Origin of the sequence: Arthrobacter sp. UNCCL28 (assembly GCF_900102805.1) — a bacterium.
In the GTDB taxonomy this organism is placed as follows: Bacteria; Actinomycetota; Actinomycetes; order Actinomycetales; family Micrococcaceae; genus Arthrobacter; species Arthrobacter nicotinovorans_A.
Genome location: NZ_FMWE01000001.1, coordinates 522,718 through 544,950 on the forward strand (window position 1 = coordinate 522,718; position 22,233 = coordinate 544,950).

21 protein-coding genes are annotated in these 22,233 nt (G+C 64.1%); 15 read left to right on the forward strand and 6 right to left on the reverse strand.

Annotated features, from left to right (window positions below; all coding sequences use genetic code 11):
* Positions 1–163: 163 nt before the first annotated feature.
* Together BLQ01_RS02360 and mshA are read right to left on the reverse strand one after the other, a co-directional pair.
* Positions 164–1,852, reverse strand: a complete 1,689-nt coding sequence (locus tag BLQ01_RS02360; protein WP_091549965.1) for a formate--tetrahydrofolate ligase — start codon at positions 1,850–1,852, stop codon at positions 164–166.
* A gap of 102 nt (positions 1,853–1,954) precedes the next feature.
* Positions 1,955–3,199 carry a D-inositol-3-phosphate glycosyltransferase gene (gene mshA / locus BLQ01_RS02365; RefSeq protein WP_026546274.1) on the reverse strand — a complete coding sequence of 415 codons (1,245 nt, stop codon included), beginning with the start codon at positions 3,197–3,199 and terminating at the stop codon, positions 1,955–1,957.
* 137 nt (positions 3,200–3,336) lie between these two features.
* Here mshA and BLQ01_RS02370 point away from each other — a divergent pair, with 137 nt between their 5' ends.
* The gene (locus BLQ01_RS02370) at positions 3,337–3,855 is read left to right on the forward strand and encodes a GNAT family N-acetyltransferase (RefSeq protein ID WP_026539852.1); all 519 of its coding nucleotides are present in this window, start codon (positions 3,337–3,339) and stop codon (positions 3,853–3,855) included.
* Here the strand turns inward: BLQ01_RS02370 and BLQ01_RS02375 are convergent.
* On the reverse strand, positions 3,836–5,227 hold the full coding sequence (locus BLQ01_RS02375) for a 6-phospho-beta-glucosidase (protein ID WP_091549966.1): 1,392 nt from the start codon (positions 5,225–5,227) through the stop codon (positions 3,836–3,838). The genes BLQ01_RS02370 and BLQ01_RS02375 overlap by 20 nt on opposite strands.
* Before the next feature lie 66 nt (positions 5,228–5,293).
* On the opposite strand from BLQ01_RS02375, the gene BLQ01_RS02380 reads away from it, so the two are divergent.
* Genes BLQ01_RS02380 through tsaD form a run of 6 tightly spaced genes read left to right on the forward strand, consistent with a single transcriptional unit; the run spans position 5,294 to position 10,596 of the window.
* Positions 5,294–6,388 carry a carbohydrate kinase family protein gene (locus BLQ01_RS02380; protein ID WP_254779165.1) on the forward strand — a complete coding sequence of 365 codons (1,095 nt, stop codon included), beginning with the start codon at positions 5,294–5,296 and terminating at the stop codon, positions 6,386–6,388.
* A gap of 57 nt (positions 6,389–6,445) precedes the next feature.
* Positions 6,446–7,699 carry an alanine racemase gene (alr, locus tag BLQ01_RS02385; protein WP_091549970.1) on the forward strand — a complete coding sequence of 418 codons (1,254 nt, stop codon included), beginning with the start codon at positions 6,446–6,448 and terminating at the stop codon, positions 7,697–7,699.
* Positions 7,696–8,280, forward strand: a complete 585-nt coding sequence (gene tsaE, locus BLQ01_RS02390) for a tRNA (adenosine(37)-N6)-threonylcarbamoyltransferase complex ATPase subunit type 1 TsaE (protein ID WP_091549972.1) — start codon at positions 7,696–7,698, stop codon at positions 8,278–8,280. Before alr ends, tsaE begins: the two co-directional genes overlap by 4 nt.
* Positions 8,280–8,951, forward strand: coding sequence for a tRNA (adenosine(37)-N6)-threonylcarbamoyltransferase complex dimerization subunit type 1 TsaB (tsaB, locus tag BLQ01_RS02395; RefSeq protein ID WP_091549974.1), 672 nt, complete (start codon positions 8,280–8,282; stop codon positions 8,949–8,951). The genes tsaE and tsaB overlap by 1 nt, the downstream gene beginning before the upstream one ends.
* Positions 8,951–9,454, forward strand: a complete 504-nt coding sequence (gene rimI, locus BLQ01_RS02400) for a ribosomal protein S18-alanine N-acetyltransferase (protein ID WP_026539858.1) — start codon at positions 8,951–8,953, stop codon at positions 9,452–9,454. Before tsaB ends, rimI begins: the two co-directional genes overlap by 1 nt.
* On the forward strand, positions 9,451–10,596 hold the full coding sequence (gene tsaD / locus BLQ01_RS02405; protein ID WP_175493324.1) for a tRNA (adenosine(37)-N6)-threonylcarbamoyltransferase complex transferase subunit TsaD: 1,146 nt from the start codon (positions 9,451–9,453) through the stop codon (positions 10,594–10,596). Before rimI ends, tsaD begins: the two co-directional genes overlap by 4 nt.
* A gap of 48 nt (positions 10,597–10,644) precedes the next feature.
* Here tsaD and BLQ01_RS02410 read toward each other — a convergent pair whose 3' ends face one another.
* A complete protein-coding gene (locus BLQ01_RS02410; protein WP_026539860.1) occupies positions 10,645–11,796 on the reverse strand; it encodes a glutamate--cysteine ligase in 1,152 nt (383 codons plus the stop codon).
* Between the two features lie 182 nt (positions 11,797–11,978).
* Here BLQ01_RS02410 and BLQ01_RS02415 point away from each other — a divergent pair, with 182 nt between their 5' ends.
* From BLQ01_RS02415 to BLQ01_RS02425, 3 genes are read left to right on the forward strand one after another with little or no spacing between them, the layout of a single operon-like run.
* Entirely contained in the window at positions 11,979–13,127 is a 1,149-nt protein-coding gene (locus BLQ01_RS02415) for a GTP-binding protein (RefSeq protein WP_091549975.1), read from the forward strand.
* 29 nt (positions 13,128–13,156) lie between these two features.
* Positions 13,157–13,279, forward strand: coding sequence for a type B 50S ribosomal protein L36 (ykgO, locus tag BLQ01_RS02420; protein ID WP_011775528.1), 123 nt, complete (start codon positions 13,157–13,159; stop codon positions 13,277–13,279).
* 51 nt (positions 13,280–13,330) lie between these two features.
* On the forward strand, positions 13,331–14,143 hold the full coding sequence (locus BLQ01_RS02425; protein ID WP_091549977.1) for a shikimate 5-dehydrogenase: 813 nt from the start codon (positions 13,331–13,333) through the stop codon (positions 14,141–14,143).
* 4 nt (positions 14,144–14,147) lie between these two features.
* Here the strand turns inward: BLQ01_RS02425 and BLQ01_RS02430 are convergent, their stop codons facing one another.
* Positions 14,148–15,377, reverse strand: a complete 1,230-nt coding sequence (locus tag BLQ01_RS02430) for a THUMP-like domain-containing protein (protein ID WP_091549980.1) — start codon at positions 15,375–15,377, stop codon at positions 14,148–14,150.
* Between the two features lie 67 nt (positions 15,378–15,444).
* Between BLQ01_RS02430 and BLQ01_RS02435 the strand changes: the two genes are divergently transcribed.
* From BLQ01_RS02435 to BLQ01_RS02455, 5 genes are all read left to right on the forward strand, one after another.
* The gene (locus tag BLQ01_RS02435) at positions 15,445–15,807 is read left to right on the forward strand and encodes a hypothetical protein (protein WP_026539864.1); all 363 of its coding nucleotides are present in this window, start codon (positions 15,445–15,447) and stop codon (positions 15,805–15,807) included.
* Between the two features lie 191 nt (positions 15,808–15,998).
* On the forward strand, positions 15,999–16,295 hold the full coding sequence (gene groES / locus BLQ01_RS02440) for a co-chaperone GroES (RefSeq protein WP_011775524.1): 297 nt from the start codon (positions 15,999–16,001) through the stop codon (positions 16,293–16,295).
* Between the two features lie 86 nt (positions 16,296–16,381).
* Positions 16,382–17,995, forward strand: coding sequence for a chaperonin GroEL (gene groL / locus BLQ01_RS02445; RefSeq protein WP_091549981.1), 1,614 nt, complete (start codon positions 16,382–16,384; stop codon positions 17,993–17,995).
* Positions 17,996–18,170: 175 nt separating this feature from the next.
* Positions 18,171–19,805: a helix-turn-helix transcriptional regulator gene (locus BLQ01_RS02450; RefSeq protein WP_091549983.1), complete on the forward strand. Its 1,635-nt coding sequence runs from the start codon at positions 18,171–18,173 to the stop codon at positions 19,803–19,805.
* Positions 19,806–20,010: 205 nt separating this feature from the next.
* A complete protein-coding gene (locus tag BLQ01_RS02455) occupies positions 20,011–21,171 on the forward strand; it encodes a flavin-containing monooxygenase (RefSeq protein WP_091549985.1) in 1,161 nt (386 codons plus the stop codon).
* Here the strand turns inward: BLQ01_RS02455 and BLQ01_RS02460 are convergent.
* Entirely contained in the window at positions 21,084–22,061 is a 978-nt protein-coding gene (locus BLQ01_RS02460) for a DUF389 domain-containing protein (RefSeq protein WP_091549986.1), read from the reverse strand. The two genes, BLQ01_RS02455 and BLQ01_RS02460, sit on opposite strands and share 88 nt — an antisense overlap.
* Positions 22,062–22,233: the final 172 nt, after the last annotated feature.

Consider the following 22,233-nt stretch of genomic DNA (forward strand, 5'->3'; position numbering starts at 1 on the left):
ATCCATTACGGGGGCGTTTGTCGTTTCCCGAACCTTCTCCCACGTCCTTCCGGTTTGGGGCCGACGCTCGCTCACTTTTCTCAAGAGAGTGAGAGAGCGTGGGGCTGGAGGGCAGGGGATGTGAGAGAGCGTGGGGCTGGAGGGCAGGGGATGTGAGAGCGGGTTAGAAGAGGCCGGTGGGTTGACCGTCGGCGTCCACGTCCATGCGCATCGCGGCCGGTTCCTTGGGCAGTCCGGGCATGGTCATGACAGCACCGGTCAACGCCACGATGAAGCCGGCGCCGGTCTTGGGTATCAGTTCGCGCACGTGCACCGTGAAACCCTTGGGAGCGCCGAGCCTGGAAGCGTCATCGGTGAAGGAGTATTGGGTCTTGGCCATGCAGACAGGGAAGTCGGACCAACCGTTCTTCTCGATCTCCGCCAGTCGCTTCAGGGCCGGAACCGAGAAGTCGACGCCGTCCGCCCCGTAGATCTCCTGCACAATGGTCCGGATCTTGTCCTCCACAGGCATCTCCAGAGGGTAGAGGTGGTGGAAGTCCGACGGTGCGGACAAGGCGGCTGCAACCTTCCCAGCAAGACCGTCACCGCCGTCGCCTCCTCCGCCCCGGCCCCAGACATCGGCGACGGCGGCCTCGACGCCTTCCGCGGTGCACCAGTCGAGCAGCCACTCCAGTTCCTCCGGGGTGTCCGTGGCGAATTTGTTGATGGAGACGATGGGGGAGATGCCGAATTTGGACACGTTGCGGACATGCCTCTGAAGATTCTCCACCCCGGCAGCAACGGCCTCGACGTTGGGTTCGCTGAGTTGGTCCTTGGGGACCCCGCCCTGCATCTTCAGGGCGCGGATCGTCGCCACCACTACGACGGCGGATGGCGCCACCTGGGCGATTCTCGCCTTGATGTCCATGTACTTTTCCGCGCCGAGGTCTGCCCCGAACCCGGCTTCTGTGACCACGATGTCGGCTAACTGCATTGCCGTGCTGGTGGCGATCAGGGAGTTGCAGCCGTGGGCAATGTTGGCGAACGGGCCACCATGGACCAATGCAGGGGTTCCTGCGATGGTCTGGACGAGGTTTGGTTTGATGGCGTCCTTCAACAGCATGGTCAGTGCGCCTTCGACACCGAGGTCCGCTACGGTGACCGGCGAGCGATCGTAGGTGTAGCCAAAAGTGATCCGGCCCAGCCGTGCGCGGAGGTCGTCCAGGTCTTTGGCCAGGCAGAAGACCGCCATGATTTCGGAGGCCACGGTGATGTCGAAGCCGTCCTGCCGCGGCACGCCCTGAACAGGTCCGCCGAGGCCGATCACCACTTCCCGCAGCGAGCGGTCGTTCATGTCCAGCACGCGTTTGAATGTCATGCGGCGGGGATCGATATTGAGTTCGTTGCCTTGGAAAATATGGTTGTCCACCAGGGCCATGAGCGCGTTGTTGGCGGAGGTGATTGCATGGAAATCGCCGGTGAAGTGCAGGTTGATGTCGTCCATGGGAAGCACCTGGGAGTACCCGCCGCCGGTGGCTCCGCCCTTCATCCCCAGGATCGGCCCCAAGGAGGGCTCGCGAAGGGCAATCATCACGTTGTGCCCTGCGCGGGCCAGGGAGTCGGCCAGACCCACGGTGGTGGTGGACTTGCCTTCGCCTGCCGGGGTGGGGGACATGGCGGACACCAGGACAACCTTGCCGGGGGTCTTCCCAGCGGGAAAAACCAGTTTCGACGGATTGATCTTGGCCTTGTAGGGCCCATACAGCTCAAGGGCGTCCTCGGTGATGCCTGCGCGTCGGGCAATGTCCACGATGGGCTGGATGGTGGCTTTGCGGGCAATTTCAAGATCGGACAGGACCTTGTTTTCAGACATCGTCGTCCTTCGGCTGGGTATGCCGGCAGCGGGGTGGTGCTGCAGGCGTTGGTTCGCTGTGCGCGTCAATCTACCAGTCGACACGGCCGAACCGGCGAAGACTCAGCGCCGGGGAACCAGCAGGCCGCCCACTGCTTCGCGGTAGCTTTCCAGCGTGATGGCTGCTGTCCGTTGCCATCCGAAGGATTCGGCGTGGGTTGCGGCCAACCGTCCCATGTCTTCACGGGTCTGGACGTCGTCGTAGAGGTCCTCCAAGGCGTCTGCCCAGTCGGAGGGGTCGTGCCCGTCCACCAGCATGCCCGTCCGGCCATCGGAAATGGCCCGTGACAGTCCGCCCACGTTGGTGGCCACCACTGGTGTACCGCACGCTTGTGCTTCCAAAGCGACCAAACCGAAGGATTCGCTGAAAGAGGGCATGACCACGACGTCTGCTGAGCGGAACCAACCTGCCAGTTCGGGTGCCACCACAGGCGGGCGGTGCGTCACGACGTCGGCCAGTCCGGCGTCGTCGATGATGTGTTGGAGATTGAAGTCCTTGGCACCGCTGAGGGAGCCCAGAATGGTCAGCTCGAGATCGATGTCGGGCCGGCGCTTGCGCAGGATCCCAGCGGCCTTGACGAACACCTGGGGGCCTTTGAGCCGCTGGATCCGCCCGGCGAAGAGGATGTGGAAACTGTCCGGCCTGACTCCGCGCAGGGACCGTGACTTCCGCCGGAACGAGGGCGTAAAGACCTTGAGGTCGACGCCGGGCGGGGCCACGTCGATCCGGTCAAGATCGGCACCGTAGTGCGAAACCAGTTCCTCGGCTTCGGCTGGAGTGTTGGCGACCAGCCGGGTAGCGCCGTCGACGATCCGCTGTTCGCCCTCTTCGCGGCGCCGGGGCTCGGGGCGTTCGCCGGATTCGAGGACAAGATTTTTGACCTTGGCCATGGTGTGCATGGTGTGCACCAGCGGCACGCCCCATAGTCCGGACAGTTCCAGCCCGGCCACGCCGGACACCCAATAGTGTGAGTGGATGGCATCGTAGCGGCCGTGCAGTTGGCTGCCGCGGATCATGTCGATCTGTTCCACCATCTGGTGCAGGAGGGCCGGCAGCTCTTCCTTGGGGACTTTGCGGCGAGGCCCCGCCATGACGTTATGGACGCAGACGCCGGGACCTGGATGTTCGACTGCGGGTTGGCCGGCTTTGGTGGATCGGGTGAAGATCTCCACTTCCACCCCGGTCTCCGCCAGCGCCATGGCCAGGGCCCGCACGTAGACGTTCATCCCACCGGCATCTCCGGCACCTGGCTGCTCCATGGGGGAGGTATGCAAGGACAGGAACGCCACACGACGGATCAACGGCACCGCATTCCTCCTGACACGAACAGCAAAACAGCAAACACGCCTTTGCCCTGCAGAAAACACTACTCCTGCCGTCCACTGCCTCCGAAGGTGCCAACACACAGCTGCGGGCAGCACCACCGCTGGACGGGGCTGCTAGCGTGGCGGCTGTGAGCGAAGAACAGACTTTCGACATCCGCCAAGCCATCCCCGCGGACTGGCCCGGGATCTGGGCCATCCTGGAACCGGTGATCCGTGCCGGTGAGACCTTTACCTGGGACCGTGACACGTCCGAGGAAGCGGCCCGGAGCAAGTGGATCAAAGACGCTCCCGGCCAGACGTTCGTGGCCGTAGCCAGGGACTCGGGCGTGATCCTTGGAACAGGAGAGTTCCACGCCAACCAGGCCGGCGGCGGCAGTCATGTAGCCAATGCCGGGTACATGGTGGGAGCCAACCACTCAGGCCAAGGTGTTGCCCGCGCCCTTTGCGCCTATTCGTTGACTGAAGCGAAGGCTGCAGGCTTCTACGCCATGCAGTACAACGCCGTGGTGGAGAGCAACGTCCGGGCGGTGTGGTTGTGGCAGTCCATGGGCTTCCGGATCCTGGCGACGGTGCCTGAGGCATTCGATCATCCGGAGATCGGCTACGTGGGCCTGCACGTCATGTACCGGAAGCTGTAGGCCTCCACAGCCGGGCGAGTTCGGGAAACGCTGCCTCGTATCCGGTGAGGAGTTGTTCTCCCAGCTCCGCCGTTCCGATCAAAGGGTGCGCCGCGAAGGCATCAACGGCAGCACTGCGCTCGCCGTGCACCACAGCACGGATGGTCAGCCGCTCCACCTCTTTGACGTGCTGCATGAGGGTGAGGAATTGGCCGCCCGGCCGTTCCTGCGCAAGCGGCCACGCGCCGTCGGGCGTCACCTCACAGGGAACCTCGACGACGGCGTCGGCCGGCAACCCGGGCACGGCCACCTTGCCCGCCGGACCAGCAGGCGAGACCGGCGCGTTGGGAACGTTCAGGATCAGCTGGGCAGATCCACCCCCGGACAACGCCCGCATCACGGACAGTGCTACCCGCTCATAGCCACCGCCGGCCAAGTCGGACTCGTCCCGTTGCTCACCGTGCGTACGGGCTTCAGCCAGGTAGCCTTCCTCCCGGGACCTGCGGGCACTGTCCCACAGCTCAAAGGGATGAGTTGCCCGCACCAGGGCAGGGTAGAGGGAACTCTGCTGGTGGTGGATTGATGCACCCCGGGTTTCCTGCTGCCGGCGGATCGCATCGGTGGCCCGGGCTGTTTGGTAGTAGTAGTACAGGTATTCGTTGGGCAGGCAGCCAAGCTGCAGCAGGGTGTGCTGCCCAAACAACCTGCCTTCTTCGATGGTCTCGAGCGCAGCGTGGTCCGCCAGCAGCCCGGGCAGCAGGTCCCGCCCGCCGGGAGCCAGCCGATACAGCCAGCCGAGATGGTTCAACCCGAAGTAGCCCACGCCGTCGAGACTTCCTTCTGCCAGCGGGGTGCCGGCAGCACGTGCCGCCCGATGGACCAGGCCCCCGGCGGAATCGCAGATGCCCACCACCTTGCGTCCGAACACCGGGCCCAAAGCTTCGGTCACCATGCCTGCGGGGTTGGTGAAATTGATGAGCCATGCCTCGGGGCAATGCTGCCGCATCGCTTCGGCGAGTTCCAGCATGCGGGGAATGGTCCGCAGCGCATAGGAGATCCCGCCCGCGCCGGTGGTTTCCTGGCCCAGCAGGCCAAGATCCAAGGCCACGCGTTCGTCGGCGATCCGCCCGGCAGTGCCGCCGGGACGGATTGCCGCGAACACCGTGTCCGTCCCGGCCAGGGCCTCCGGCAGGTCAGAGGAAACCACGACGACGGGCGCGGAACCCTCCGCGGAAGCCATGTCAAGGACAACCGCTTCAATGGCTGCCAGGCGGGCCTCGTCCACGTCGTAGAGCACCAGCTCGTCCACCAGCCCGGCGAAGGGACCCACGCACAAGGCCCTGTAGATAAGGGGTACCCGGAAGCCGCCGCCACCGGCGATCATGAGCCGCATGACCGAAGTCTATGCAGGCCTTACGGATCTATGCAGCCCCGTGAGGATCGGCGTAGTCTGCGATGCATGGACGCTATGCCCCAGCGACGATTTGATCCACTGGCTTCCCTGCGCTCCGATGCCGACCAGCACTGCGACCTCCTCCTGACAGGAACGGTCTTCCAGGACATCATTTTCACTGGCCTGCCGCACTCGCCCGAACCCGGCACGGAGGTATGGAGCGAGGGGATGGGCAGTTGCCCCGGCGGGGTGGCCAACCAAGCCATCGCCGCTGCCAGGCTGGGTTTGCGTACAAATCTTGCCGCGACCTTCGGGGACGACGGCTACGGCGACTACAACTGGCAAATCCTTGAAAGCCAGGAACACGTGGACCTGTCGTTGTCGCGAAAGGTTCCGGGCTGGCACTCGCCGGTCACCGTTTCCCTGTGCGTGAACCAGGACAGGTCCATGGTCACCCACGGGCACCCGGCGCCCATCAGTTCCTCCGAACTGATGGGCAAACCACCCAAGGCACTCGCCGCCGTCGCTGACCTCGGCGAAGAACTGGAGCCGTGGATGCTCGCGGCAAAGGATTCCGGCACCAAACTCTTTGGCGTAGTGGGGTGGGATCCTACGGGAGAGTGGTCCGAACGCCGGCTGGATTTGCTGGAGAACTTCCATGCCTTCCTGCCCAATGCGCCTGAGGCCATGGCATTCACAGGCAAAGCGGACCCGTGGGCTGCGCTGTACTCCCTGGCAGACCGGGTGCCTGTGGCCGTGGTGACGCTCGGACCGCAGGGGGCCGTTGCCGTGGACTCGGAGACCGGCGAGGAAGAATGGGTGCCCTCCCTCCCGGTCTCCGCCTACGATCCCACCGGCGCGGGCGACTGCTTCGGGGCGGCGTTCATTGTGGGATGCCTGGCGGGGTGGAGGCTGGGGGACCGCCTTCGCTTCGCCAACCTGTGCGCCTCGCTGGCGGTCCAGGAGGTGGGCGGCTCGTTGGCGGCCCCCGGGTGGGGGGACATCGCCGACTGGTGGCAGCGGGCCAACGCGCGGAAGGAACGCCAGTCCAGCCCGTGGCTGCGGCGGTTCGCGTTCCTTGAACCGATCGTGAAGGACATCCCGGCCGAAGCCCAGCGCCGGGCCAGGGCAACGATCGCACATTTGTCGGACGCACAGTAGCGGGCCGGGAAGGCACGCAGTTAACCCGAATTCACCGGCCCTACTAGAATCTCTAGGGTGACTTACGAAGCAGCTGCAGATATCGGTATCGGGTCGAAAGCCTCCATAGCAAAGTCGGCGGTGCTGGAACGTTCCGCCGTGATCGACCTCGAAGCCGTGCGGCACAACGTTCGCCAGTTCGTCGCCATCGCCTCTCCCGCTTCGGTCATGGCTGTGGTGAAGGCTGACGCGTATGGCCACGGAGCCGTCCAAGTAGCCCGCGCAGCGCTCGACGCCGGGGCCGCCTGGTTGGGGGTCGCGCACATTTCCGAGGCGCTCGCCTTGCGCGCCGCCAGGGTCGATGCTCCTTTGCTGGCCTGGCTGCACACCCGGGAGAGCAACTTCCAAGCGGCAGTCGCCGCCGGCATCGACGTCGGAATTTCCGGCTGGGAGCTGGACGCCGTAGTGGCGGCAGCGCGTGAACAGGAACGGCCTGCGCGGGTCCATTTGAAAGTGGACACCGGGCTGGGCCGTAACGGATGCACCATTGCCGACTGGGACCAGTTGGTGGGCCAGGCCATGGAATACCAGGACCAAGGCCTGCTGCGCGTGGTGGGTATCTTCTCGCACCTCGCAGTGGCTGATGAGCCGCACCGTCCCGAAACCGATGAGCAACTGGCCGTCTTCCGCGAGGCGATAGCCATGGCCGAGGATGCAGGGGTGGACACGGAAGTACGGCATATCGCCAACACTCCGGCCACACTGTCCCGCCCGGACTCACACTTCGATCTGGTCCGTGTTGGCCTCGGCATTTACGGACTTTCGCCTTTTGAGGGCGCTACCTCCGCGGAACTTGGCCTGCACCCGGCCATGACGGTCCGCACGCTGCTCTCCAACTGCAAGAAGGTGCCGGCAGGCCAGGGTGTCTCCTATGGCCTGAACTACCGCACCAGCGGGGAAAGCACGCTGGGCCTGGTCCCGCTGGGGTACGCCGACGGAGTTCCGCGCGTTGGCACCGGCGGTCCTGTCCGCATCAATGGCGTCAACTACCCTGTGGTGGGCAGGATTGCCATGGACCAGATGGTGGTTGACCTCGGAGCGCTGACGCCGGAAGAGGCAGCAGGCTTCAAGGGTGCCGAGGCCGTCATGCTTGGCGACGGTGCCGACGGCGGACCCACGGCTGACGATTGGGCGGCGGCCGCGGGAACCAACAACTATGAAATCGTCACCCGCATCAGCCCCCGGGTCCCGCGCAGCTACGTCAACGAATTGCCGCCCCCGGCCGAGGTCCACAAGGACGCCAACCAAGCCACAGAGACGGCAGCGCTGTGAGCGAACCGCAGTGGGAGCGCACCCTGACGGTCACGACGGCGGAGCAGACGCACGCCCTCGCGGCAGCCTTGGGTGAGGTACTCGAGGCCGGGGACCTCCTGGTCCTGACCGGCGAGCTGGGTGCAGGCAAGACCACGTTCACCCAAGGACTGGGCGAAGGCCTGGGCGTACGTGCGGGCATCATTTCCCCCACGTTTGTGCTGGTACGCATCCACCCCAACCTTGCTGACGGACCGCGGCCCGGTGGTCCGGACCTGGTCCACGTCGATGCGTACCGGCTGGAATCATCAGCTGAAATCGACGACATCGATCTGGAGAACACCATGGACACGGCCGTCACTGTGGTGGAGTGGGGCCGGGACAGGGTGGAGCACCTCTCGGACAGCCGCCTGGAGATTGACCTGCATCGATCTGTTGGTGGGGAGAGCCTGGCAACAACAAACCCACAAGGCGGCGACGTCCTTGACTTCGATACCGATGACGACGACGAGCCCCGAACCCTCGTCTTCCGTGGATACGGACCCCGCTGGGCCGAGGCTCCGCGACTCCTTGAAACCGCGTCACAGGAGAGGAGCAACTGATGCTGATCCTGGCCATTGATACCTCAGCGGTTGCAAGTGCTGCCCTGATTTCCGACGACGCCATGGAGGGCGTGGTGGATTCCTTCGCTACGGAGGACACCCGCAGCCATGCCGAAGTCCTGGCTCCCGGCATCGCAAAGCTCCTGGCCGGAGCGGGCGTCACGGGCGCCGATATCGACGCGATCGTCACCGGCGTAGGTCCTGGCCCCTTTACGGGATTGCGCTCGGGAATCGCCACTGCCAGAACCTTGGCTTTCGTTTGGAACAAGCCGTTGCATGGCGTGATGAGCCTTGATGCGATTGCCTTGGAGGTGGCGGAGTCCACCGCTGCAGCTGCTGAGTTCCTGGTGGCCACGGATGCCAGGCGCAAGGAGGTCTACTGGGCGCGATACACGCTGGCCGACGGCCAGCTGCCGGTGCTTGTTGACGGACCGCACGTGGGATTTGCCGCCGACCTTCCGGACCTGCCGGTTTTTGGTGCCGGAGCAGGCTTGTATGCCGATGTCCTGAAGGCCAACGAGGACTTCTCCACAGCCCAGCCTCACGCAGCCTCACTGGGCCAGTTCGCCTTGGCAAAGCTCGCGGCCGGTGAACCGTTGCTGGACTCCACCCCGCTCTACTTGCGGGAATCCGATGCCCAGGTGCCCGGGCCCCGGAAGCGTGCGCTCTGATGGGACGGATAGTCTCACCCAAGCTTGAGCTTGCGGGAGTTTCCCTCCGGGACATGACAGAGGCCGATATCCCGGTAGTGGAGTCCTTGGAACGCCGGCTGTTCCCTGTGGATGCCTGGCCCCTGCAGATGTTCTTCGACGAACTCGCGCAGCCCGAAACCCGCCGTTATGTAGTTGCCGAGGTCGCGGGGGAGATCGTGGCTTACGCCGGATTGATGTGCATCGAACCGATCGCGGACGTCCAGACGATCGCCGTCGTGCCAGAATTCGAAGGAAAGGGCATTGGCTCCGCTGTCCTGACCGAACTCATCACCGAAGCGCGGCGCCGGCGTGCCGCTGATGTGCTGTTGGAGGTTCGGGCGGACAACCCCCGGGCCCAGCAGTTGTACCTGCGCTTCGGTTTCGAGCAGATCCATGTCCGTCCCCGCTACTACCGGGACGGCACCGATGCCCTGATCATGCGGCTTGAACTGAATAAACCCCACGAAGGAGCAACAGCGTGAGCGGCGCTAATCCGGAACTGCCCAAGCAGCCATTGGTGCTCGGCATCGAGTCCTCGTGCGATGAGACCGGCGTCGGGATCGTGCGGGGCACCACGCTGCTGACCAACACCGTGTCCTCATCCATGGAAGAGCATGTTCGCTTTGGCGGGGTCATCCCCGAGATCGCCTCCCGCGCCCACCTGGACGCCTTTGTGCCCACGTTGCAGGAATCGCTGCAGGAAGCCGGCGTCACCTTGGACGAGATTGATGCCATTGCCGTCACCTCGGGTCCGGGCCTTGCCGGTGCGTTGATGGTGGGTGTCTGCGCCGCCAAGGCGCTGGCCGTTGCCACCGGCAAGCCGCTGTATGCCATCAACCACTTGGTGGCGCATGTTGGTGTGGGGCTCCTTGATCGCAAGTCGGCGCAGGATGGCAAGCACGACGCCGGTGCTGCCGCCGGCCTGGGTGCCGGGAGGTTGCCGAAGAACCTCGGGGCACTGCTGGTATCGGGTGGGCACACGGAAATCCTGCGTATCCGGAGCATCACTGACGACGTGGAGCTGCTGGGTTCAACCATCGATGATGCCGCAGGGGAGGCCTATGACAAAGTGGCCCGCATCCTCGGCCTCGGGTACCCGGGTGGACCGGCCATCGACAAGCTGGCACGCCAGGGCAATCCCAAAGCCATCCGTTTCCCGCGGGGCCTCTCGCAGCCGAAGTACATGGGCACTGCCGGGGAGAAGGGACCGCACCGCTACGACTGGTCCTTCAGCGGCTTGAAGACCGCCGTGGCCCGATGCGTTGAACAGTTCGAGGCCCGGGGCGAGGAAGTGCCCGTGGCAGACATTGCTGCGGCTTTCCAGGAAGCCGTGGTGGACGTCATCAGTTCCAAGGCCGTCCTGGCGTGCAAGGAACATGGCATCACTGATGTCCTGCTTGGTGGTGGAGTGGCAGCGAACTCCCGGCTAAGGGAACTGACCGGGCAGCGCTGTGCTTCAGCCGGGATCACCCTCCACGTCCCTCCGTTGGACCTGTGCACGGACAACGGCGCCATGGTGGCTGCCCTTGGGGCCCAGCTGATCATGGCCGGTGTTGGGCCGAGCGGAATTGGCTTTGCCCCCGATTCCTCCATGCCGGTAACCACGGTGTCAGTGCCCGCTTAGGTTCCGCTCCCTCGCAGGACGGTACCGGCGGCCGCGTGATCCGGATAATTACGCGTCCGGGCCCTTGCGCATCTGCTGTACCAGGTCCATGACCACGGCCTGCAGGTCGCCGTTGTGTTCAGCAGCGACGCGGCGCTGGCGCTGGTAGCTGGCTCCGCGTTCGATGATCTTCAGGACGTCGGCGAGCTCTTCGGAACACCCGAGCTTTGCTGCCACCGGTTCCAGCCGGGCCACCGTTTCCGCGAGGTGTTCGGTGACCAACTGCTCGTTGCCCTGGGCGTCAAGGATGATGATGGCCTCCATGCCGTACCGTGCGGCACGCCATTTGTTCTCCTGCACATGCCAGGGCGGCATGGTGGGGATGCTGCCGCCGGCGTCCAGGGTGGAGGAGAACTCGTCCACCAGGCACTGGGTCAGCGCGGCAATGGCGCCCACTTCTTCCAGCGTTGCCAAGCCGTCGCAGATGCGCATTTCGATGGTGCCCAGGTTGGAGACGGGCCGGATATCCCAGCGGATCTCGGACGTGGAGTCGATCACTCCCGTGGTGAACATGTCCTGGACGTAGGACTCGTACGCCTCCCAGGTTTCGAACTGGAAGGGCAGCCCGGCGGTAGGGAGCTGCTGGAACATGAGGGCGCGCTGTGAGGCATACCCGGTTTCTTCCCCGGCCCAGTACGGGCTGGAGGCGGACAGTGCCTGGAAGTGCGGGAAGTAGTTGACCAAGCCGTCCAGGATGGGGAGGACTTTGTCGCGGTGGTCGATGCCCACGTGGACGTGGACGCCGTAAATGACCATTTGCCGGCCCCACCATTGGGTCCGTTCGATCAGTTTGGCGTAACGCTCTTTGTCCGTGACGGGTTGGAGCAACGGCGGGCTGAAGGGGTGGCTTCCGGCGCAAAAGACTTCTACGCCCATGGGATCCGTGACTTCGCGGACCGCGGCGAGGGACCTGCCAAGGTCTTCCTTTGCGTCCTTGACGGTCTCGCAGATGCCGGTGACCAGTTCCACGGTATTGAGGAGAAGCTCGCGCTTGATATGGGGGTGTTCGTCGTCCTCATTGAGGTCCGGGTGGTTGGCGGCGACGCCCTTCAGGACATCGTTGGCTACCGATACAAGTTCTCCGGTGCGTGCATTGACGAGCGCCAACTCCCATTCCACACCCAGTGTCGATTGCCTGGATGGCGCAAAATCAATCTGCACGTAGTCCCCTCAGTCCTTCAGTCCCCGCATTGGTTTGTCACAGCCGGGCACGATTCCCCGCTGTGGGGCCGCCAGCGGTCGGATCAAGTCTAATGCAGCGTGAACCCCCGGGATATCGGCGTGAACCAGCCCGAAATCCTTGACCATTTGCTAATGAGAACAATTAGCAATACACTCGACCCATGCACCTCACAGTCGTCAGTTCCCTGGACAGCCAATGCCGTGAGGCCGCCACCATCCGGCTTGGCCGGACCCACCAGAACTCCGTGGTGGTCCTCCACGATCTCCTGGACGGTTCCCTTGTCCTCCGACGCGTCTATCGGGACGGCCGCCTCTTCGAACGCGAAACCACGGTGCTGGAGCACGGTTGCCTCAGCTGCACCGTCCGGCTTGATGTCGTCCCGACGGCGGAACGGCTCGCCTCGTGCGGCTTCGACCACGTGGTCCTTGGCCTGCCCCCGGGAGTTGCCGCGGGGATGGCCGTCGCAGAGCTGCACCGTGGCCTCAGCCGGCCGGCCGTGATCGACAACGCGGTGCTCGCCATTGATGCGGCGGACCTGGATGACCACATCTGGGATCGCCACACGCTCTACGAATCCGGCTTCACGTCCATGCCCCAGGACGAGCGCACCAGCGGCGAATTCCTGATCGGTGAGTTCGGCCAAGTCGATACCGTAATGGTCTTCCCGGGACTCGGAGCGGTGCTGACGGGAGATCAGCGTGAAGGATCAGGCCCTTGGCGTATTGGTCTGGAACTGCTGGGCCAGTTGGCACCCCACGCCAACGTCGTAGGGCCGGCCGGGGAATTCCGGCCGGGATGCTTTGACCATGCCGAAGCAGCGGCACGCAACCGGCCCGGCGTCGTGCGTGTGCCGTTGGACGAAACGCCGGGTCCATTCCGGACCGTGCTTCACAAAACCGTCCGCCCCCTGCACCCGGGGCGCTTCCGGGACGCGCTGCCGCAACTGGCGATCGGAACCCACTGGCTGCGTGGCCGCCTGTGGATCGCGTCCGCACCCACGCGGCGCATCGCCGTCCAGGGCATAGGACCCAGGGTATGGCTGGAAAGTACCGGAAACTGGCTGGCCGATTCTGTTGATGCTGCCCGTGGCACGGAATCCGCCAAGGAAACCGGCGACGTCGACGCCTTCCTGGACTGGCACCCCCACCACGGTGACCGCGGCACCGTGCTGGCCATCACCGGACGCTCCGAAGACATCGACCCGGCGGAAATCCGCGGGCTTCTGGACGGATGCCAACTGACGGAAGCCGAAATGGAGCTGGACTCCGGGGTCTGGGAGGACCCCCTGGAACTCAGCGACGCCCTCTGAACCAAACACCCAACAGAAGGAGAAACACCATGAAGGTCAGGAACTCACTGCGTGCCCTCAAGAAGATCCCGGGCGCACAGATTGTGCGCAGGCGGGGACGTACATTCGTCATCAACAAAAACAACCCGCGGATGAAGGCGCGTCAGGGCTAACCCGGCCGCGGGATCAACGCGGGAGCGTGAAGGCCGTTGTTTAATGGGGGAATGCCAATCCTGAACAAAGACATGTCCCTGTGCATTTCGCTGGCGGCCAGGCCCAGCAACATCGGGACCAGGTTCCATAACTATCTCTACGATCTGCTCGGCCTGAACTTTGTCTACAAGGCATTCGCCCCGGCGGACATCACGCTCGCAGTGGCTGGCATCCGCGGCCTCCCCATCCGGGGTGCCGCGGTGTCCATGCCCTACAAGGAAGCCGTCATCCCCCTGGTTGACGTGATGGACCCATCAGCCAAAGCGATTGATTCGGTGAACACCATCGTCAATAACGACGGCGTCCTCACCGCCTACAACACCGACTACATCGCTATAGCCCGGCTCCTGAAGGACCATCAGGTCCCCAACAGCCACACCGTGCTGCTCCGCGGTGCCGGGGGCATGGCCAAGGCCGTCGCCGCCGCCCTCAGGGACGCCGGGTTTACTGCAGTGACCATCGTGGCGCGCAACGAAACCAGTGGCCGCGCGCTCGCGGATCTTTACGGATTCGGCTGGCAGGACGACGTCAACCGCTCAACAGCGGATCTCATCATCAACGTCACCCCGCTGGGCATGGCTGGTGCGGACGAAAGGGCCCAGGCCTTCGACGACGCCACCATCGCCGCAGCGCAGGTGGTGTTCGACGTCGTGGCACTGCCCTCGGAAACGCCGCTCATCACCGCAGCACGGAACTCCGGCAAGAAGGTCATCACCGGAGCCGAGGTCATTGCCATCCAGGCTGAAGAACAGTTTGTGCTTTACACGGGTGTACGTCCCAGCGCCGGGCAGGTCCGCGAGGCCTCGGAGTTCTCGCGGCGCTGACGGCTCAGGCCTTTACCGGGTCCACCACGACAACCACTTTGTCCTCGCCGATCCTGGTCAGGACCAGGGTGGCTGTTTTCGCAGCCATGCCTTTGGCCGGTTTGGCGGGGAGCAGTTGCTTACGGAGCTCTTCGGGCGTCACGGACGTGCCGCGCTTCTTGATGTCCAGCACGGTGATGCCGTTGGTCTTCACCCAGGCTTTGAGGGCCTTGACGTTATAGGGCATCACTTCGAGCACCTTATAGGCGCGGGCAAAAGGAGTGTCGTGCAGTTCCGGCGCGCAGATGTAGGCAATGTGTTCATCCAGCAGGTGCCCGTCCAGGCGTTCGGCGACGTCGGCCACCAACCCTGCGCGGATCACCGCACCATCAGGTTCGTAAAGGAAGCCCTCAACGGGCCCGACGCCGGCTGCCGGGCCGCCGTCGAACTCCTCGCCGCTGGTGATTTCAGCGGCGCCCTGGCTGCCGATGACCAGTGCCGCCCGACGCACACCGGGACGGGCCACGGCATTGAACCACAAAGTCACTTCGGTGACGTCGCCGCCTACCGAAACCCACTGGGCCTCACAACGGGAGGGAACGGAGTCATGGGGGATTCCGGGCCCCATTTTGACGCCGATGGCGCGGCCGGTAGCTGCCAGCTTTTCAACGAAGGACAACGGGGGAGAGAAAGCCTCAGGGTCCCAGATGCGTTTTGTCCCCGACGTTGAGGTGGTCCGGCGGGCAGGGTCCAGCCACACGCCGTCGATCCCGTCCAGCTCTACGGACGTCGCATCCGAGTGCACCACGGTGGCGTGCGGGAAAGGCATGAGGTTGATGGTGGCGCAGGCAGCCGTGGTTTCATCCATTTCAACGGCGGTGACAGCAATGTCCATGGATGCCATGGCCATTGAATCAGCGCCGAGCCCACAACCGAGGTCTGCAACGTGGGAGATCCCGGCTTTCACGAAACGTTCGGCGTGCCGGGCGGCCACGTTCAACCGCGTTGCCTGCTCCAAGCCGGCCTGGGTGAACAGCATCTGCCGGGCAAACTCTCCGAACTTTGCCTCTGCCCGGGTGCGCAGCCGGGATTGCGTGAGGACTGCGGCCACCAATTCGGGGGAGTGGCCGGCCTTGCGGAGGTCGGCGTTGACACTGAAGGCATCAGCCTCGCGGTAGGGCCCCAACGAGGCCAGGAGTTCCCATCCTTCAGTTGTCAGCAAGGGTGCGATCTGTTCCTGCGGTGCGTGGGGCATGCCATCAAGCCTAACGGCGCGGCACTTGGGAACGTGACGGACGAATCAGCCGGATAGGGTTGTTTGCATGGAAGATACCGCAGCCCCGCAGCCCTCCACCGTGATGAAGTTCGCGCGACCCGCCCTGATAGCGGGGGTCGTGATTGCCGTGGTCTGCGTCGGCCTGCTGATCATCATCTTTGCGCTGGATTCCTTCAACGCGGCCACCTATTCGGTGGCGGGGAAGAGCGTCAATGATGCCACGGACGAGGCCCGGGGCATCCGCGAGCTTTACAGTGGCGCCCGTACCGGCGGGATTATCACCCTGGTGATTTCCGGCGTCGTTGCTGTTGCGGCCGGAGTGTTCCTGTACCTGAACCGCGGCAATACGCCGCTGGATGAGGATGACGACGGCCAGAACTACGATTTGGACGACCTCACAGGCCGGTGACCGACGTTCACCCATGACGAAATGCTGGCACTCACCTTGACCGAGTGCTAACGCTTACATAGAGTCTTGTTAGCACTCTCCCCCAGAGGGTGCTAATCACGCCAAGCGTCTTCCGGCACCGCGACGACGGTTGTACGCTCCGGCACCCTAGTTCTTAGTCCATGAATCAGCTCATGAAAAGGAGAGTCCGAGTGTCGGTCTCGATTAAGCCTCTTGAGGATCGTATTGTTGTTCGCCCGCTCGAAGCAGAGCAGACCACGGCTTCCGGCCTGGTCATTCCGGACTCCGCACAGGAGAAGCCGCAGGAAGGCGAAGTTGTTGCAATCGGCCCCGGCCGCTTCGATGACAACGGCAACCGCGTACCGGTTGACGTAGCTGTTGGCGACGTCGTCATCTACTCCAAGTACGGTGGAACCGAAGTCAAGACCGGCGGCAACGAGTACCTCGTTCTGTCCGCCCGCGACGTCCTTGCGATCGTCGTAAAGTAACTTCCCGGAGCCCCGCGCCGCCGTCACGTTGGAAATCAATTCCGACCGCCGGCGGTGCGGGTTTTCTGTCTTGAAAGGACACAACCATGGCAAAGCAGCTTGCTTTTAACGATGCTGCCCGCCGGTCTCTTGAGGCCGGTATCGACAAGCTCGCCAACACTGTCAAGGTGACGCTTGGCCCGCGCGGCCGCAACGTCGTGCTGGACAAGAAGTGGGGCGCTCCCACGATCACCAATGACGGCGTGACCATCGCCCGCGAAGTCGAACTTGATGACCCCTACGAGAACCTTGGCGCACAGCTGGCCAAGGAAGTAGCCACCAAGACCAACGACGTCGCAGGCGACGGCACCACCACGGCCACCGTGCTGGCACAGGCCCTGGTCAAGGAAGGCCTGCGCAACGTTGCTGCCGGCGCCGCTCCGGGCGAGATCAAGCGCGGCATCGAGGTTTCCGTTGAAGCCGTCGCAGCCCGCCTCCTGGAGAACGCCCGCGAAGTCGAAGGCACCCAGGTTGCCAGCGTCGCAGCCATCTCCGCGCAGAGCGACGAAGTCGGCGAGCTCCTCGCCGAAGCGTTCGGCAAGGTTGGCAAGGACGGTGTCATCACCATTGAAGAGTCCTCCACCACGCAGACCGAACTGGTACTGACCGAGGGCATGCAGTTCGACAAGGGCTACCTGTCCCCGTACTTCGTCACCGACGCAGAGCGCCAGGAAGCCGTCCTCGAGGACGCCCTCATCCTGATCAACCAGGGCAAGATCTCCTCGCTGCAGGACTTCCTGCCACTGCTGGAGAAGGCCCTGCAGGCCAACAAGCCGCTCTTCATCATTGCCGAAGACATCGAAGGCGAAGCCCTCTCCACACTGATCGTCAACCGCATCCGCGGCACGCTCAACGTTGTTGCCGTCAAGGCTCCGGGCTTCGGCGACCGCCGCAAGGCCATGCTCCAGGACATCGCCACGCTCACGGGCGCACAGGTTGTTTCCCCGGACCTCGGCCTGACCTTGGACTCCGTTGGCCTGGAGGTACTCGGTACCGCACGCCGCATCACGGTCACCAAGGACAACACCACAATCGTTGACGGCGCCGGCTCGGCCCAGGACGTGGCTGACCGTGTTGCCCAGCTTCGTGCCGAACTCTCCCGGACGGACTCCGACTGGGACAAGGAAAAGCTGCAGGAACGCCTGGCCAAGCTTGCCGGCGGCATCGGTGTCATCAAGGTCGGCGCAGCCACTGAGGTTGAGCTGAAGGAAAAGAAGCACCGCATCGAGGACGCCGTTTCCTCAACGCGTGCAGCCCTTGAAGAAGGCATCGTTTCCGGTGGCGGTTCCGCTCTCATCCACGCCCTCAAGGCATTGGACGAGTCCCCGGCCGTCAAGGCACTGGAGGGTGACGCAGCAGCAGCTGTGGGCATCGTCCGCCGCGCCCTGGTCCAGCCCCTGCGCTGGATCGCCCAGAACGCCGGCTTCGACGGCTTCGTTGTTGTTGCCAAGGTCTCCGAGCTGGAAGCCAACCACGGTTTCAACGCCAAGTCCGGCGAGTACGAGGACCTGATCGCCGCCGGCGTGATCGACCCCGTCAAGGTCACCCGCTCCGCACTCCGCAACGCCGCCTCCATCGCTGCCCTGGTTCTCACCACCGAGACCCTGGTTGCCGAGAAGCCGGCTGAGGAAGAAGACGCACACGCAGGCCACAGCCACTAAGAGCCTGTTTTACTGAAGCCCCGGTCACGTTTGTGGCCGGGGCTTCGTGCGTTTCCGCCGGCAGCACCCCTCCCGCCTGGTGAGACTATTGTGGGCGTTCGACGGCGGCGGTAACCTGACGCTACCAAGGCGGCTCGGGCATCTACCGGGCAGCCACCACCCGCAGGGGCGGGCCATGACAGCTCCGGACACAAACTTGGACCTGGGGCGCTCCGCATTCCGTGAGCGCCGCTGGAGCGATGCACTCGATTGCCTGGCCCGCGCCGATTCCGAGGCCGGCCTCCCGCCCCAGGACATCGAGCTGGCGGCTTCGGTGGCCATGCTGCTTGGCTTGAACGCCCAGAGCATCGAATACCTGGCAAGAGCCCACGACGAATTCCTGACAATGGGCGACACCGACAGCGCTGCCCGCTGTGCTGCCTGGCTGGTCATGTTCCTCATGGACATGGGTGAACAAGCACGTGGCAACGGCTGGTTGTCCCGTGCCCGGCACCTGCTGGACGGCATGGCCGGACCATGCGCGGCGGAAGGGTACCTCCTCATCCCTGCCGCGCTGGCGTCGCTTCGTGCCGGCAACCCCCAGACCGGCCATGAGCTGTTCAGCAGGGCCCTGAATCTGGGCCAATCCTTCCATGACAACGACCTCCAGGCGCTGGGGCGGCTCGGAGTGGGTACCTCATGCGTTTCCCTTGGACAGGTGGAGGAAGGACTGCTGCTCCTGGACGAAGTGATGGTTTCGGTCACCTCAGGGGAGGTCTCTCCCATCCCTTCGGGCATTATCTACTGCGCGGTCCTGGGCAGCTGCCGACTCTCGCATGATGTCCGGCGTGCCCACGAGTGGACTTCGGCGTTGGAACGTTGGTGCGGGGAACGCCCGGACATGGTGATGTTCAGCGGACAATGCCAGGCCTACCGGGCTGAGCTGCTCATCTTGCATGGCGCATGGGACGAGGCGCTTTCTGTGGCGCGTTCGGCCGAAGGCAGGGTCAGGAAGGGCGACCCCGATGCGACGTTCGGGGCCTGGTACCAGCAAGCCGAAGTCCTGCGCCTCAGAGGATTCTGGGATGAAGCGGCCAAAGCATATGCCACGGCGGCGGGGACTGGCTTTGAGCCGGTACCGGGAATCGCGTACCTGCAGTTGGCGCAGCACAAGGAATCCCAAGCCCAAACCACTATGCGGCGGGCCTTGGCCGGCGCGGACACGGTCAATCGCCGCCGTTTGCTCCCCGCCGCGGTGGACATTGAACTGGCACTGGGGGACGTGGGTGCGGCCAGGGCCCTGGCGGACGAATTATCCGAGCCACTGCATGACGAAAGCCGGCCGTTGGAATTGGCGCTGGCTTCCCACGCGGGCGCGCAAGTATCCCTGGCCGAGGGCGACCCCACAGCTGCCCTCCGTCAGTCAAGGAGTGCTTGGCGGATCTGGTACAGCCTTGAGGCCCCCTACCAATCAGCCCGATGCCGGGTGCTTGCCGGCCGTGCCTGCGCCATGCTGGGCGACCCCGACTCGGCGGCCATGGAGTTCGAAGCGGCAAAAACCGAGTTCGCGGATCTGGGAGCAACACCGGCGTTGGCGGAAGTCCTGGAACTGGCCGGCGAAAAACCCAGAGGACAGTCCTCACTGACGGGCAGGGAGATGGAAGTCCTGCGCCTGGTGGCCGCTGGACACTCGAACCGCGCCATCGCCCGGGAGCTGTACCTCAGCGAAAAGACCGTAGCCCGGCACATGGGCAACATTCTTTCCAAGCTTTCCGTGCCATCCAGGGCAGCTGCCACCAGCTATGCCTTTGAACACGGCTTGATCCACTGATCCCTCTCTCACTTCCCCTGCCGTTCGGCCGGACGCTCTCTCATTTCCCCTGCCGATGTGCCGGACGCTCTATCACCTAATGCGCAGAATTACCCATGTCGTTGGGAAGCCAATGGGCCATTCTGCCGACGCGGCGGGAGGCGCTGGGATCGTAGCTTGGCTGTATCAGGACCCCCAAGATCCAAGAATGGAAGGAAGACCAGCCATGGACTCGCAGCAGCAACCAGACCAGACGAACACAGTCCAGCAGCACACCGACCTGGACACCGTGATCGTGGGCGGTGGCCAGGCCGGACTCGCACTCGCGTACTGGTTGGCCAGGGAAGGCCGGAACTTCCTCATAGTGGATCAGAACCCACGGCCAGGAGATGCCTGGCGTCAGCGATGGGACTCCCTCAGGCTGTTCACACCCGCCAAATATGATGGGCTTCCGGGCTGGCCCTTCCCTGGAGACCGCCTTGCTTTCCCCACAAAAGACCAACTGGCCGATTACCTGGAGGACTATGTCCGCCGCTTTGACCTTCCTTTCGTGGCCGGCGTTCACGTGGAGGAAATCAGGGCTGAGGGTGGAGGTTTCGTTGTCCGGGCGGCCGAGCATACGTGGCGCTCGCACAATGTGGTGATTGCCACCGGCGGACACCGCCTGCCTCAACGGCCTGCGTTCGCAGGAGAGCTGGATCCCGGGGTTCTCCAAATCCATTCACAGGACTACAAGAACCCCGGGCAACTGCGGGACGGAACTGTGCTTGTGGTGGGGCTTGGGAATTCCGGCGCTGAGATCGCCCTGGACGTTGCCGGTTCGCACCACACGGTACTGTCCGGCAGGCCCAGCGGCGAAATGCCGGTGAAGCACGGCCGTGCAGCAGCCCGTTTTGCCCTGCCGGTGGTCAAGTTCCTTGGCGTCCACGTCCTGACGCTCAACACGCCGATCGGGCGAAAGGCTGCTCCGGGGTTCAAGTCCATGGCTGCGCCGCTGATCCGGACCAAGACCAAGGATCTGCTGGCCGCCGGGGTTGTGTTGGGCCCGAGGCTGGCAGGGATTTCTGATGGTGTCCCGGTTCTGGATGACGGGACCCGGCTGGAGGCCGCGAACGTCATCTGGTGCACCGGCTATCACGAGGATTACTCATGGGTGAAGCTGCCGGTCTTTGACGATCGTGGCGAGCCCCTGCAGACAAGGGGCGTGGCCCACGAGGTTCCCGGCGTCTACTTCATCGGCCAGGAGTTCCTGTTCGCGGCAGCCTCGGCAACGCTGCCTGGAGTATGCCGGGACGCCCGTTACCTGGCCCGCCGATTGGCTATGGAACGTCGTCCGGAGCGGGACGGCCGCCGGGGCAGTGAAACCCGCTTGCCGATGAGCCGGTAGAAAAGCAACACGGCAGCGGCCGCTGAGACGATGCCCACCAGGTTGAGGACCAGTTGCATGGCAGAGCCGGCCGCCTGGCTGTATTCGCCCAGGACCAAGGCCACGGCAACGTACCCTGCGGCGGGCACAGTGGTGACAGAGATGAAGACGCCCACCAGGGCCGAGGACCTGTGGCTGATCATGGACAACATGCCTGCTGCTCCCGCCAATGCGGCCACGATCAGTGAGTACGGACCTGGATGGTAGATGAATTCCACCGCCGAACCTTGCTCCAGTGTGTTGTCCGGGAACAACCCAAGAGGCACGGAGACCCATGCTGCCAAAGCAGCGACCAGCATGGCCAGGGGAAAACCCACGGCCAGGGCAAGCAGTGAGCCGCGTACCAATCGCCACTTCCGCTCCACCAGCCCCACAGCCAACGCGGCGAGGGGCCCGAACTCAGGACCCACCACCATGGCGCCCACAATGGCGATGGTTGAATCGGTCACAATGCCGATGGCTGCCAGCTGGGTCGCAATCACCAGGAACGCCAGGAAACTCCATGTCAGTTTGGAGTCCTCGCCCGTCTGCGTGGACACTTCGTCCCAGATAACGGAGTCGGCCGATTCACCGGGAGCCTCTTCCTCGGCGTGGTCGGCCCGCTCGGACAGAACGAGGTCCGGTGAGGAGATGGAGATCGACCCGAAGTCGGGCACTTTGAGGGCGTGCAGCCGTTCTATCAGTTCTTCCGCGGATTCCCGGGCAATTTGGACAGTCATCACGTCGCCGGGAGGGATCACCGAGGCGCCCTTGAAGACGGCTACCTCCGCAGTTCCGGTCTGGCCGGAGCAGCATTGAAGGACGGCATCGGCCAACTCCTCCGGCACGCAGATGCGCAACTGTACGATCATGGGGTTCCTTCCGTCGACCCGGCTCCAGCGTAGTTGCGTCCGGTTGCCTTACCAGCCATTCAGGCACAGGCCACGCACACGCCACGCACAGGATGGACAGGGAAAATGCAGAGCGGGATCGGTCCTGATTGACCTATGAAGACCGGTCCCGGGAAGGGTCCCGACTGGGTTG

Excerpts from the sequence above, each read along its gene's own strand:
- BLQ01_RS02375 (WP_091549966.1), bottom strand. The coding sequence starts at position 5,227 with ATGCGGCTCATGATCGCCGGTGGCGGCGGCTTCCGGGTACCCCTTATC.
- BLQ01_RS02380 (WP_254779165.1), top strand. The coding sequence starts at position 5,294 with ATGGACGCTATGCCCCAGCGACGATTTGATCCACTGGCTTCCCTGCGC.
- BLQ01_RS02430 (WP_091549980.1), bottom strand. The coding sequence starts at position 15,377 with ATGCCCCACGCACCGCAGGAACAGATCGCACCCTTGCTGACAACTGAA.
- BLQ01_RS02435 (WP_026539864.1), top strand. The coding sequence starts at position 15,445 with ATGGAAGATACCGCAGCCCCGCAGCCCTCCACCGTGATGAAGTTCGCG.
- tsaB (WP_091549974.1), top strand. The coding sequence starts at position 8,280 with ATGCTGATCCTGGCCATTGATACCTCAGCGGTTGCAAGTGCTGCCCTG.
- BLQ01_RS02360 (WP_091549965.1), bottom strand. The coding sequence starts at position 1,852 with ATGTCTGAAAACAAGGTCCTGTCCGATCTTGAAATTGCCCGCAAAGCC.
- BLQ01_RS02455 (WP_091549985.1), top strand. The coding sequence starts at position 20,011 with ATGGACTCGCAGCAGCAACCAGACCAGACGAACACAGTCCAGCAGCAC.
- BLQ01_RS02460 (WP_091549986.1), bottom strand. The coding sequence starts at position 22,061 with ATGATCGTACAGTTGCGCATCTGCGTGCCGGAGGAGTTGGCCGATGCC.
- groL (WP_091549981.1), top strand. The coding sequence starts at position 16,382 with ATGGCAAAGCAGCTTGCTTTTAACGATGCTGCCCGCCGGTCTCTTGAG.
- BLQ01_RS02415 (WP_091549975.1), top strand. The coding sequence starts at position 11,979 with ATGCACCTCACAGTCGTCAGTTCCCTGGACAGCCAATGCCGTGAGGCC.
- ykgO (WP_011775528.1), top strand. The coding sequence starts at position 13,157 with ATGAAGGTCAGGAACTCACTGCGTGCCCTCAAGAAGATCCCGGGCGCA.
- BLQ01_RS02450 (WP_091549983.1), top strand. The coding sequence starts at position 18,171 with ATGACAGCTCCGGACACAAACTTGGACCTGGGGCGCTCCGCATTCCGT.
- rimI (WP_026539858.1), top strand. The coding sequence starts at position 8,951 with ATGGGACGGATAGTCTCACCCAAGCTTGAGCTTGCGGGAGTTTCCCTC.
- BLQ01_RS02425 (WP_091549977.1), top strand. The coding sequence starts at position 13,331 with ATGCCAATCCTGAACAAAGACATGTCCCTGTGCATTTCGCTGGCGGCC.